Origin of the sequence: Pseudoduganella flava, assembly GCF_007830495.1 — a bacterium.
GTDB lineage: Bacteria > Pseudomonadota > Gammaproteobacteria > Burkholderiales > Burkholderiaceae_D > Rugamonas > Rugamonas flava.
In genome coordinates this window covers 129060-141622 of the sequence record NZ_VLKW01000008.1, presented here as the reverse complement: position 1 = coordinate 141622, position 12563 = coordinate 129060, and the positions used below count along the sequence as shown (strand labels likewise).

Annotated in this window: 11 protein-coding genes and 1 pseudogene; 3 read left to right on the top strand and 9 right to left on the bottom strand. The window is 63.9% G+C overall.

The annotated features are described in order from the left end of the window. Nucleotides 1–53 precede the first annotated feature (53 nt). The 7 genes from IP92_RS20180 to IP92_RS20150 form a co-directional block, all read right to left on the bottom strand. Nucleotides 54–1544 (bottom strand): right-handed parallel beta-helix repeat-containing protein, encoded by a 1491-nt coding sequence (locus IP92_RS20180; RefSeq protein WP_145878409.1) that lies wholly within the window; start codon nt 1542–1544, stop codon nt 54–56. 376 nt (nt 1545–1920) lie between these two features. Next, nucleotides 1921–2187 (bottom strand): DUF2589 domain-containing protein, encoded by a 267-nt coding sequence (locus tag IP92_RS20175; RefSeq protein ID WP_145878407.1) that lies wholly within the window; start codon nt 2185–2187, stop codon nt 1921–1923. A 58-nt stretch (nt 2188–2245) separates the two neighbouring features. Further along, on the bottom strand, nt 2246–3004 hold the full coding sequence (locus tag IP92_RS20170; RefSeq protein ID WP_158206846.1) for a uracil-DNA glycosylase family protein: 759 nt from the start codon (nt 3002–3004) through the stop codon (nt 2246–2248). A gap of 19 nt (nt 3005–3023) precedes the next feature. Then, on the bottom strand, nt 3024–3749 hold the full coding sequence (locus IP92_RS20165; protein WP_145878403.1) for a DUF6445 family protein: 726 nt from the start codon (nt 3747–3749) through the stop codon (nt 3024–3026). A 4-nt stretch (nt 3750–3753) separates the two neighbouring features. Further along, a complete protein-coding gene (locus IP92_RS20160) occupies nt 3754–4476 on the bottom strand; it encodes a SapC family protein (RefSeq protein WP_145878401.1) in 723 nt (240 codons plus the stop codon). A gap of 27 nt (nt 4477–4503) precedes the next feature. After that, nucleotides 4504–6045 (bottom strand): tryptophan halogenase family protein, encoded by a 1542-nt coding sequence (locus tag IP92_RS20155; RefSeq protein WP_145878399.1) that lies wholly within the window; start codon nt 6043–6045, stop codon nt 4504–4506. Nucleotides 6046–6120: 75 nt separating this feature from the next. Continuing rightward, a complete protein-coding gene (locus tag IP92_RS20150; protein ID WP_145878397.1) occupies nt 6121–8925 on the bottom strand; it encodes a TonB-dependent receptor in 2805 nt (934 codons plus the stop codon). A 511-nt stretch (nt 8926–9436) separates the two neighbouring features. Between IP92_RS20150 and paeA the strand changes: the two genes are divergently transcribed. Beyond that, the gene (paeA, locus tag IP92_RS20145; protein WP_145878394.1) at nt 9437–10771 is read left to right on the top strand and encodes a polyamine export protein PaeA; all 1335 of its coding nucleotides are present in this window, start codon (nt 9437–9439) and stop codon (nt 10769–10771) included. Between the two features lie 20 nt (nt 10772–10791). On the opposite strand, the gene IP92_RS20140 is transcribed toward paeA, so the two are convergent. Together IP92_RS20140 and IP92_RS30555 are read right to left on the bottom strand one after the other, a co-directional pair. Then, on the bottom strand, nt 10792–11133 hold the full coding sequence (locus IP92_RS20140) for a YciI family protein (RefSeq protein WP_145878392.1): 342 nt from the start codon (nt 11131–11133) through the stop codon (nt 10792–10794). Nucleotides 11134–11208: 75 nt separating this feature from the next. Next, nucleotides 11209–11439: pseudogene (locus tag IP92_RS30555) on the bottom strand (hypothetical protein); the annotation flags it as partial. Between IP92_RS30555 and IP92_RS30810 the strand changes: the two are divergent. Then, complete coding sequence (locus IP92_RS30810) at nt 11439–11804, top strand: LysR family transcriptional regulator (protein WP_199272020.1); 366 nt, start codon at nt 11439–11441, stop codon at nt 11802–11804. The pseudogene IP92_RS30555 and the gene IP92_RS30810 overlap by 1 nt on opposite strands. Next, the gene (locus IP92_RS30805) at nt 11732–12274 is read left to right on the top strand and encodes a substrate binding domain-containing protein (RefSeq protein ID WP_199271845.1); all 543 of its coding nucleotides are present in this window, start codon (nt 11732–11734) and stop codon (nt 12272–12274) included. The genes IP92_RS30810 and IP92_RS30805 overlap by 73 nt, the downstream gene beginning before the upstream one ends. Nucleotides 12275–12563 lie beyond the last annotated feature (289 nt).

Here is a 12563-nt window from a genome sequence, read left to right as displayed (position 1 = left end):
GCGCCCCCGCTGAGGGGCGCTGCGTTCAGGTTTGCGCCGCGCTGGCGGGATGGTCAGCGCGCGGTGCCCGCGGTGGTGCCGTATTCGTCGGCGCCCAGGTCGATCGTGCCGCCTTCCAAGCGCTGTTGGCCGTCGTAGTCGCGGTTGCCGTTGGCGGGAATCGAGCCGGAGGAGTAGTAGGAGGTCCACAGCGGGGACGACCAGCCGGTCAGCGCCGCGCCCAGGCTGCCCTGGTTGATCGCCGGCGAGGTGCCCTGCAGGCGCAGGTTGCCCTGGTCCGGCGCGACGTAACGGGGGTCCTGGAAGACGGTCGTCCCCGGGATGCCGCGGCTGCTGCTGGTGCTCGGCGCCCACCACAGGTTGCGGCCCCAGGTATTGCCGCTGCTGCCGCCCGGGCTCGCGATATAGCTCTCCGCGATCGTGCTGGCGCCGAAGATGACATTGTTGTTGAAGCTCGAGTCGATCACCTTGTACTGCAACGTGATCTCGCTGCCAAAGCCCTTGTTCTTGTAGAACGAATTGTTGTTGACCTTGATGCGGCGCGCGGCGCCCAGGTCGGATTCGTAGCCGCCCAGCGACAGGCCCGCATCGCGGTTCAGGACCACGAAGTTGTTGGTCATCAGGATGTCTTCGGTGGCCTTGCCCGGGTGTTCGCTGGCGAATTCGAAACCGATGTCGTTGCGCGTCGAGACGTTGCGTTCGAAGACGATGTAGCGCCCGCCGTCCACGTAGAAGCCGGCCGCGGAACCGTCGAAGTTGTACCAGGGGTTGGTGGTGGTGCTGTTATTGGCCGCCCGGTTGCCGCGCACGATGCCATTGCGGACGCGGTCGTTCTCGCCGCAACCGCCGCACTCGCCTTCATAGCCGATGAAGTCGTAGCCGATATTGTTGTTGTCGTAGACGTCGTTGAACAGGACCTCGAAACGGTTGACGTTGCCGTTGACGACCAGCGCCTCGCTGGCCTGCAGCACGTTGTCGTGGACCCGGTTGTTCTCGATGCGCACGTCGGTGATCCCGGCGGAACTGGTGCCGAACACCGCCAGCCCGTGCGCACCGACGAGGCAAGAGTCGGATTCGGCGCACGTGCTGGTGTGCTGGATGTGGTGGATGTCGTTGCCCACGATCTGGATGTTCGAACCGCTGCCCTCGACCAGAATGCCGACCGGCGTACGCTCGTGGTCATCCGTGATCAGGCCCGTGACGGTGAGGTTCTCGACCTGCACATAGTTCGAATTGCGGATGGTGACCAGGCCTTCGCGGCCGGACGTCGCCACGCCCGTGCCGTCGACAATGGCGCCGGCTTCGCCGCGCAACGTGATGAAGGCGCCGGCCGCGCCGCTCCTGCCGTTGAAGAGCACTTTCTGGTTGTACGTGCCCGCCTTGACCAGCACGACGTCGCCGGCCTTGGCCTGGTTGACGGCGGTCTGGATCGACTGCCCGGGATTGACAGTGATGGTCGCGGCATGGGCCGCCGCGACTGCACTCCACAGCAGGAGCGGAGGCGCTACGAGGGAGACGATCGTTTGCGGTACTTTTTTCATCATCACTCCTAGGATGCTCGCAGGACGAGCAGGGTTGCGGAGCGCCGGCAGGCGCACCGGGATGTTTCGATGGATGGAACGCCGGCACAAGGTGCGGGATTCAAGCCCACCCCACGTCGATCGGCAGCGCGCGTTCGACACGCCCGGCGGCCGCCATCCGTACCGGCGAAGAGATCATATTGGAACGATTTCGAAAACTCAACAAACTTTCGATGTCTTTCGAATTTTTGTGTTCAAGAGGATCGAGGCAGCGATCGCGGTGCGCGCACGGCACTGCTGAAGAGCACGGTGCAACGTCTGTACAGGAAGGGGAATACAAGCCGAGCTCCCGGCGGGCAACGCCGGGGCGCCGATCGGTTTTGGAAGATACCGCGCGTCGCTACGCTGATGGTTTGCGGGGTTTGCCGGGCTGGATCGATGCCTGCAGGATGTCCAGCACGCGAGCCAGGCCTTCGGGCATGCCGCCCTCCTGGCCCGTCACCTGCACGTGGTACTTGGCGGAGTCGTCGGTCCTGCGCGCGGTTTCGTTCTCGGCGGGCTTAGGGACCTTGGCGTCCACCGGCTCATTGGATGATCCCGGCGCCGCGCCGGCATCCGTGTCCGGCTCGTGCGTCTGTTCGTCTGTCTGGTTCGAAGGTTCAGTCATCGCGTAGGGGTAGCCGGGTGGCGTTCCAATAAGGGTGCCTTATTATCGACGATCCGGACTATCGCTGCACTCCCGTCGTCTCTTCAGTGGGCAACGCTTCGGCAATGGCATTCTTTAGCAACGAAATCTCGGGATCGCTACAGGTAGGCGTATCAAGCCGACGGTAGCGCAAGTTCGCTTGCCGGTACGAAGGATGCAATAGCACCACGCAGGTGGTTGTGACGTCGCCTATTCGGATTGCCTTTCTGATGGAAAGTTCGCGTGCGTCCAGTTCGCGGAACTTGAGCGTTCGCCAGCTGGCCAGGTCGGCTGCGATAGCCGCGAAAACCCGTGCCGCGGGAAGACCGAGGATAACGATGAGCCGCGGTCGGACGACCTGCACCTGCTCGAGCAGGAAGTCGTGCGTAGCCGCGACAAAGTCCTTGTTGCGCCTCACGTAACCAGGATTGGGCCCCGTGCAGCTGCCGCCCTTACGCAGCCCCATGATCGCGTTGGTGAAGAAGCAGCTTTGCAGGTCCAGGCTCGCCGCCTTCGCAAGCTTGAGAAAATTGCGCCACGTGGCGGAATCGACATCGGAAGCGAGGCCGGCGAGCATGGCCTGATGTTCGCTCTTTGTCGAGAAATCCTGCCCCACCACCATCACATCGGGAAGACCTTGTTCTTGCTCCGGTTCCCAGAAGCCCGATCCCCCAGGGAAGAAGGCAGTCCCTCGAACCATTTCCGCTACGGGTTCAAGCTCGGGTGGCCATGCCGAGATGTTCGCTTGTTTGTTGAAGAGGTACGAGGTGAGGTCAGCTCGCGTTACGACGTCGGTCATTGGGCACATGCGTTTTTCGTCAGACGTTCGGGGCGCCGATCGTCGCCAACGTGTTGGCAGTCAGCCGCCCACTGCGCGGCTCGGGCGACAGTCCCGCTTCGGGCGCGATGTCGCCGGAATGCAGCACGTTACTGCGGTAGAAGATGGCCCGGTTGAACTTCGCGGCGACGCTTGCCGTGCGTTCGAACATCGCCGTGTCGCCGCGGATGTAGGTAAAGACGCGAGTGCCCTGCCGCTGGGCTTCCCGCATCACCTCCTCCTTCAGGCACGGCGCATAATCGGTGATACGCTGCGCATCCATGCTCTCGAACCCCGTGCTGCGATGGCGGTAGAACGACGTGCCGCCGAAGGTTTCGCCGCACAGGTAATGCACGCTGGCGATCAGGTTGCGCTCGACGCTGTCGAAATGGGGCACACTCTGGATGGGACGCAGTGCCTGCGGTGGCGTCGTGGCCAGCGACAGCACGCACGACAGCGGCGTAATTGACGCATCGGCGCTTGCCCCAAACGTAGCGAGCATCAAGTCGCGCAGGTGCGCATACACCGCGCTCGCATACGCCATGTCCAGGGGCTTACGGATGCCAGGATAAAAATCGCCTTCCTGACGCTGGAACGCCTGCCCCGCTTCCGCCCGGCGCAGCATGGCGTCCGGGTCGAGCAGCAGGTCGTCGACGATCAGCACGGGTTCCCGATCGGCCCCGACGTGGAGTACCTGGTGGGTGGGGGACGGATGGAACGCGAACATGCGATTACGCCGCGCGCGCCAGCCGCTTGTTGCGCCGGTCGATCATCGCGTAGATGTGGCCGAGCGACGCCAGCATCGTGTAGGCCGGGCCGAGCAAGCCTTGCGTGTGCAGCCTGGCGATCGCGTCGCCATCGAGTTGCGCGAGGCGGGCGTCGTCGATCGTGTACAGGCCCTGGACCTGTGTCGTGTCGTCGTTCCCGAACGTGATCTCCAGCTGCATCGGCACCAGCAGTTTCAGTTGGACAAGCGTGTCGATGAATTGCCGTGTCGGCTCTTCGCCGTTCAGCAGTTCGGCCAGCCGCCCCTTGGCTTCCTCGAGACAGGCCGTTTCCTGTCCATCGGCGTCGAAGATGCGCTCGCCGTCGGCGCCGATGCCGGCGTGCTCCGTGTCGATGCACACGACGTAGTGCTCGCCCTCCCCCGGCTGGCCGGCTTGCCCGAGGAAGAACGGTTGCCGCGAGACTTGCAGCGGTACGTAGATGCCTTCCCAGCGGCCCTCGTCGACGAACAGGTTTTCGCCGTCGTGAAATCCGAACAGCGCCACGCAGGCGAAGCGCCCCGTGTCCTTGTCCTTCGTGAAGGCGATCGGGTATTGGACGACGAGTTTCAGGAACTCGCTCAATACCACGGGCACCATGTTCAGCGCCGCGCCGGCGGCTTCCACACGAGCGCTGTCGATGCGGATCTGCCGATGCGCGATATTGTCCAGTGAAACGAGATGTGCCATGCCTGTCTCCTTGTTCTTGGTGGTTGCCTACACCGCCGGCAGGCCGTAAGCGTGGATCTTGGCGATCAGCTCGCGGTGGGCCGGCAGCATCCTCAACGCCTTCTTGATGGCCGCGCTGTTCTGCGCCAGGTGCTCCTGCGCCGCGCGTTGCTCGCTGGCCGACGGCCGCAGGAATTCGGGGTCCGTTTTAAAACCCATGCCATACAGGACGTACTGGTAGCTGGCCGCCGGGAACACCTCGTTATTGCTGGTGAAGTCGCAGTTGCCGGGCGGGCGGTAGCGCCACAGCCGCATCAGGTCCTGCAGGCTGTCGGGTATGGTCTCCGCGGCGCGGTTATCCGTCCAGAACGCATTGTCGGTGCGCTTGCTGAGGATGTAATGCAGCTTCAGGAAATCGATGATCCGGTCCCACCGGTACAGGAACGTATCGTTGAACCGGCGCGCGACGATGTCCACGATGTCGCGGCTGGCGGGCAACTGCTCGGCGAGCATGTCGGCCGACAGTTCGACCAGCACCAGCGCGGACGCTTCCAGCGGCTCCAGGAATCCCGCGGCCAGGCCCACCGCCACGCAATTGTTTTTCCAGAACAGCTGGCGGTGGCCGGAGCGGATCGGGATGCGGCGCGTATTGACTGTCTTGCCCGCCGGGCCGATGTACGCGCGCAGTGCGGCTTCCGCTTCGTCATCGCTCGTGTACCTCGTCGAATACACGTAGCCGATACCGCGCCGGTTCACGAGGCCGATGTCCCAGATCCAGCCCGCCGCCTGGCCCGTCGAGATGGTGTGCGTCGCGATCGGCGCATCGGGGTGCTCGTAGGGCACCTGGGCGGCGATGGCCTTGTCGATGAACAGCACGTCGCCCTTGTCGACGAACGGCACCTCCAGGTGCTTGCCCAGCAGGAGCGACGAAAAGCCGGTGCAGTCGACGAACAGGTCGCCCGCGATCTCGCCCTGCTGGGCGGTGACGATGGCCGTGATATCGCCGTTCGGTGCACTCTTCACTTCGGTGACGTCGCCCAGCACATGCTTCACGCCCAGCTTGTCGACGCAATGGCGCGTCAGGAAGCCGACGAACTTGCCGGCGTCAAGGTGATACGCGTAGTTGGCCACCGACGCGTATTCCGGCGTGGTGATCATCTTCGGCGCCAGCCCGTGTTCGCAGACTTGCTCCTGCAGGCACACGGTGTCGGAAAACGAACGGCCCGCGCAGGCCGTCTGCCAGTACGGCACCAGGTCCATCTGGCCGAAGCCTTGCGGCAGCATCAGCGGGTGGTAGTAAAAGTCGTCGGCGGTGCCGTCGACCCAGCGTGCGAACTTGGCACCCTGCTTGAACGTGGCGTCGCATTCGCGCATGAAGTCCGTTTCCGAGATCCCCATTTTCATCAGCGTGCTGCGCATCGTGGGCCAGGTGCCCTCGCCCACGCCGATCGGGCCGATGGTGGGCGATTCGACCAGAGTCACGGTGATGCCGCTCTCCGCCCGGGCATGCCGGGCCGCGATGCGGCCCGCGGTAATCCAGCCGGCCGCGCCGCCGCCGACGATGACGATGTGTTTGATTTGCTGGTTCATGTCCGCCTGTGAATGAAACGGTAAAAGCGCAGGGGCGCCGTGCATCGCGGCGCCCCTTCCATCACGTTAAAAAGCTCAGAACTTGGCGATCACGCCCAGTGCGAACCGCCGGCCGGCATCTTCCGCCAGCAGGAACTGATTCGTGTAGCGGCCGTACTTCTTGACCACCGCCCGATTCAGGTTGGTTGCCTCGAACACCACCGACAGGTTCTTCGTCACCTCGTAGCTGCCGCTCATGTCCCACTGGCCGTACGGCGCCACCTGGGTCACGCCGTCGCCATTCAACTGCGTGAGCGATTGCAGGAACTTGTCGCGCCAGTTGTAGGCCACGCGCAGCTGGTACGGCCCTTTCTCGTAGAAGCCCACGACGTTGGCCGAATCGCTGATGCCCGTGACGGCGAACTTCTGGTTGATGTCGCCGGGGTTCAGGTTCTTGTTGCTGCGTACCACCGTGCCGTTGACGATGAAGCCCAGGCCGTTGTCGAACGTGTGCTGCACGGCCAGTTCGAAGCCATGCACCACCGCGGACGGTCCATTGCTGGGCCGCGTTAGCGTGAACACGGCCTGGCCGTCGGCCGCATCGGGCTTGAGCGGGTCGGTGCCCGTGCTGGGGTCCGTCAGCACGCCGGTGCTCGTGTTGAACGTGCGCGTCGTGTTGCTGGAGACGATGAAGTTGCTGACGTCCTTCCAGAAGAAGCCGCCCGAAATATAGCTCGCGGGCTTGTAGTACCACTCCAGCGACAGGTCGAGGTTGTTCGACTCGAACGGCTTCAGCGTGGGATCGCCGGACGATGCGGTCAGCGTGCCCGGACGCGTCGTGACGATGTTCGTCGCGGGCGACAGGTCGTCGAGGCGCGGCCGCGTCAGCGAGCGGTAGATGGCCGCGCGGGCCACCAGCGTGTCCGTGATTTCCAGGGTCGCACCGAAGTTCGGCAGCACCGAGTAATACGAGTTCTGGACATTGATGGCCGACTTCGCGCCATACACGGCGGACAGCTCCGTGGCATCGAGCACGTTGAGCCGCTCGATGTTCCCTTGCGTGCCGGAGACGGTGATGTCGGTGTGTTCCATCCGGGCGCCGGCGTTCATCCGCAACGGCATGTCGGCCAGCGTGCCGGCGAACGCCATCTCCACGTAGGCGGAGGTGGTCTTCTCGCTGACCGCGTACGAGTTGTCGCGAATGACGGCATCGAAGTTCTTGCCGCTCTGCTGCTCGACCCAGTCGAACTGCTTCTCGCCGTCGTGGCGCAGCCAGACGGTCGGCGTACGTCCGCTGCCGCTGACACGGCTCAGGAAGTCGCTGCCCGCGTCGAAGACGGTCATCGTGCCGGCCGGGATGGCTGGCGAGTCCGGATAGCCGCAATACGTGCAGTGGATGCCGACGCCTTCGTTGTCCCAACGCGTCAGCGCCTTGCTTTCCGTCGCCCGCTGCAAGCCGAACTTGGCCGAGACGAGGCCGTCGCCACCGCCCCCTTTCCAGACGCCGTCGACCTTGTACTGGCGCACCGCGTCGTCGACGGCCCAGCCACGCCGCAGCATCACGTGGGCGCGCGAATTGGCCGGGTCGAGATAGTTCGAGACGGAGTGCGTGATCGGCCGGCCCTGCGCATCGCGTTCGTACACGAGGCCCGTGGCGGGCGCCTCGAACTCGCTCACCCACGGCAGCGTGGCCGAGTCGGACTGGAACCGCGCGCGATTCTTGTAGCCGATCAGCGAGAGCTGGTCGCCGCCGCCGTTGTTCGGATCGCGCTTCGCATCCGACTTCCACGCGTCGAACGCGAGGTTGAACTTGTTCGTGATCTTCCAGTCGGCGTTCAGGCCATACGACTTCGTGCTGGTCAGGCGGTCGAATTTCTTCGCATGGAAGTCCGTCGCCAACCCCAGCTCCTGGTACAGGTCGGTGATCGTGCCGTTGCCATCCGTGCGGGCGCGCTGCACGTTCGGCGCCGTGAACCAGTGGCCGTAGGACGTCGCATCGGTCTTGATGTCGAAGTCGGAATACAGCGCGTCGGCCGTCAGGGTCAGCGCGCTCGACGGCCGGTATTGCAGCACCAGGTTGGCATTGGTGCGGGTGCGCTCTTCGAACGTCACCTTCGTGTCGTAGTTCCGGGGCGAGAACACGGCGCCCGCAAAGCCGGCACCGCCGTTCAGTTCGGCGGTGGGGATGCCGGCGTTCGTCAGCCAGCCATCCGTTTGCGCCTGGTTCAGGCGCGTCTTGGCCTTCTTGCGCGAGACGGCCAGCAGCGCGCCGAACTTGCCGTCGGCGAAGGTATCGCTGACCAGCAGCGAATATTCGGGCGTGGTCTCGCCGCGGTTGTCGTCGTGCAGCGCCTTGACCGTGCCGGCCACCTTGAACCCGCCCAGCGCCAGCGGGCGAGCGGTGGTGATGTTGATCGTCGAACCGATGCCGCCTGACTGCATCGTCGCCGTCCCCGTCTTGAAGACGTTGATGCTGTTGACGAGGTCGGACGACACGGTATCGAAGTTGAACGCGCGGTTCTCGTTCTCCGACGCGATCTGCCGGCCGTTGACCAGCACGGTATTGAAGTCCGGCCCGAAGCCGCGCACGGTAATCTGCTTGCCCTCGCCGCCCGCGCGGTCGATCGACACGCCGGTGATGCGCTGCAAGGACTCGGCAAGATTCTGGTCCGGGAACTTGCCGATGTCTTCCGCCGATATGGCATCGACGATGCCGCTGCCCTCACGCTTCGTGTCGAGGGACGTCATCAGGCTGCGCCGGATCCCCTTGACGACGACGGTATTGCTCTTGGCGGCGTCGCCGGCACTGTCCGGCGCAGCCTCCTGGGCCGCACTGTTGTGCGCCGCCGCCAGCATTGCCGTCAAGGCCAACACGGCATTGGAAACGTTTCTATTTTTCATCGCGCTCCTCTACTCCTTGTATTGTTGTGCTGTTTTGGGGGAAGACTCTCGCGCGGTGGACCACGCGAGCAGAGCAGGCCGGCAAGTGACAGGAAGGGCATGGCGAGGCCATGTGCCGGTGAAGAGCGATGGTATGTCAGTTCTACAAGTTTGCAAAATTTTAATGGTTACTGATGTAGTTTTGGTACAGCGGGTTTATTTCAGTGCGAAGTTGTGCTAAACGCCATGGCTTTGGAACGCTCCAATATGCAAGTCTCTATCGCCGGGAGTCCGACCGTCCGGCGAGGCAAAGTCGAGCTACGGGAACGGATATGGGATGGCGGTACGCGTTGGCCGGCACATGCGGAATGCCCCGCTGGCCGGTGATTCCGATCAACGTAGTCTGCCTTCACAACGCGGCGTAGGCGTTGGGGTCCTCGCGGCCGCCGTCAGGGGCCAGGTTGCGAGCGGCATGCTCAACAAATATACTGGCAGCAACGACCGCGTGCCGGTCATCGTGCCCGGGTGCCCTTTGAGTTTGCTGCAAAACGTCCTGTTGCTGGTCCTGCTGGTGCTTGCCGCGGGCATCCTGTCCCTCACGGAGATCGCGTTCGCCGGCGCGCGCAAGATCAAGCTGAAGCTCCTTGCGGAAGCGGGCGACGCGCGGGCCGTGAAGGTGATGGCGCTGCAGGAGCAGTCGGCCGAGTTCTTCGCGGCCAGCCAGATCGGCCTGAACGCCATCTCCATCATGGGCGGCATCGTCGGCGAAAGCGCGCTGCGCCCGCACTTCATCGGCTGGATCGCCACGTTCTATACGGGCCCCGCGCTCGACAACATCGGCTTTGCCATATCGTTCGTCACCGTCACGCTGATGTTCATCCTGTTCGCCGACCTGATGCCGAAACGGCTGGCGATGATGGCGCCGGAACGCATCGGCGTAGTGCTGGTCGAACCGATCTCGCTGTTCATCCGCATCTGCAAGCCGCTGTCCTGGCTGATCAACTCCGTGGCGAACGTCATCTTCCGCATCTTCAAGATCGATACGGCGCGCGAGGACAGCATCACGTTCGACGAGATCTCGGCCGCCGTGGAAGCGGGTGCGCAGGCCGGCGTGCTGCAGAAGCAGGAGCAGCATTTCATCGAAAACGTGTTTCAGCTCGAGTCGCGCTCGGTCGCTTCCGCGATGACCACGCGGGACAACGTGGTGTTCTTCACCTTGAACGAAAGCGAAGAGAGCATCCGGCAGAAGGTCTCGGCGTATTCGAAGTTCCCCGTGTGCGACGGCACGATCGACCGCGTGATCGGCTATGTGGACACGCGCGACATCCTGGTACGGCTGCTGCACAAGCAGGCGCCCGTGCAGCTGAACGAATCGACGATCCGCACGGTGCCGATCATCCCCGACACGCTGACCTTGTCCGAACTGCTCGACCGCTTCCGGGTCAGCAAGGAAACCTTCGCCGTCGTCATCAACGAGTATGCGCTGGTGATGGGCGTGATCACGCTCAGCGACATCATGCTGACGGTGATGGGCAGCTGGGGCAATACGCAGGAAGAAGACAAGCAGATCATCCAGCGCGACGACGGCTCCTGGCTGATCGACGGCAGCACGCCGGTGGAAGACGTCAAGCGCACGCTGGGGCTGGACAGCCTGCCGGAGGAAGAACACTACGAAACGGCGGCCGGCTTCATGATGTACATGCTGCGCAAGGTGCCGAAGCCCACCGACAGCGTGGAGTACCAGGGGGTCAAGTTCGAGGTGCTGGACGTGGATCACTACCGCATCGACCAGCTGCTCGTGAAGCACCTCGCGCCCAAGGACGGGACGCGGCGCGACACAGCGCCCGGCGCCAGTTCATCCACATAGGCCGGCAGCCAGGTCCGAGCTCAGCTCTCGGCGTCATAATAAAACTCGCGCAGCTCCTGGGCACAGCGGCATGCCGCGGCGAGCCTGGCCGCCCAATGCACGGCCGCGTCCCGCGACGGCAGCTCGAGCACGCAAAAGCCCCCATCGAGCTCCCTCGTCTCGCGGTAGGTGCCATCGGTGCAGCCGCCATCCGCCGCAACCCTTACCGGCGCGATCTTGTCGTTGATCCCGCCACCGAACACATAGACCCTGGCCGCCTTTGCCTCGCGGATCACGGCATGCGATGCGTCGCTGACCGCGGGCATCTCTTCGGCTGGAACGTCCATTGCGCTGGCGGGGAAGGAGATCAGGAATTTCGTCATGGCGGGGGCCTCAATGGTGGGTTCACGTACGTGCATTGCGACGAGACGGCGGCTTTGGCTGGCCGGGCGGAACCATCAGTGTACGGCAGTTGTCGACCCGCTGACGCAACTCGTCATCGCGTGAATGTCCGAAATCCGTTCAACGAAACCGGCAAAACGTTCAGTGAGCGCGGCTTTCAGCATCAGGTCCGCGACCTCTCGCGGGTGCGACAACAACGACACGTGGCTGGCCGGCAGTTCGATCGTTCGGGCTCCCATGCGCTTCGCCATGAAACGCTGCAGATCGGGGTTGATCGTGCGATCCTCTGGTAGCGGCGGGCTGCCTGACGGAAGCATCGAAGCGGCTGAACAGTTCGCTGCCGGCAGTGAGCCGGCGCCTGGGCGCCATGGAGGCGCGTTTGGGCGTACGCCTCATCGACCGCCACGCGCGGCGCTTCCAGCTGACGGAGGAAGGAGCCCTCCTGCACGAGCGTGCGCGCCGGATCCTGGCCGAAGTCGACGAAGCGGAGGCGGAAGCCAGCGCAGGAGGCACGGCGCCGCGCGGCAGCCTGCGCATGATCTGTCCGGTGCACATCTGGCGCGTACGGATCGCGGGGCGGTGGCACGTTTTTCCGGTATGTATCCGGGGGTCCAGGTCGAACTGGTCCTGTCGGATGCGCAGGTCGACGTGACGGCCGGTGAGGCCGACGTTGCCCTGTCGGTGGGACTACCGCCCAATCCCCTCGTCGTGGCGCGCCGTTTCGCGGAAGGCCGGCGCGTTGTGTGCGCGTCGCCTCCTTACCTGGCGCGCCACGGCATGCCGCAAGTGCCGGAGGATCTGGCGGACCACGATTGCCTGCGCCTGGTGCGCGGGCGGCGGCGTGTCGACCGCTGGAGCTTCCAGCGCGACGGCGACGTGTTCGAGGTACCCGTCAGCGGACGCCTCGTCGCGACCAGCAGCGAAGTCATGTGCCAATGGGCGCTGGACGGTCACGGCATCGGCCTCAAGGGGCTGTGGGACATCAGGAACGAGCTGGACGAGGGGCGCCTGGTCGAATGCCTGAGGTCCTTAGCATGCGACGACGTCGACCTGTACCTGGTGTACATGCGGCGGCCGCACCTGCCCCCGCGGAAGCGCGTGTTCGTCGACTTCTTGATGTAACACGCCGCGGCGATGGTCTTTCCACAGCACGATTGTGACAAAAAAGACACGAAACGCACGGTTGAGATCAGGGATTATTTGATAACGCTACCACGCCCATCTGCTTTCACGCAGCCGTGACATAAGATGACTTTACGCTCATGCGATGCAAGCCTCGCCGGGGCGCGCCTTCCAACCCAGGAGGGCCGGACGACGGCGTGAGAGCATCAGCTCGTAAGTCGTGCCGCCGCTGCAATTCGCTCAGTAAGAGAAGTTTCTGTTAGCACTATCATCGATTGACACACGGTGC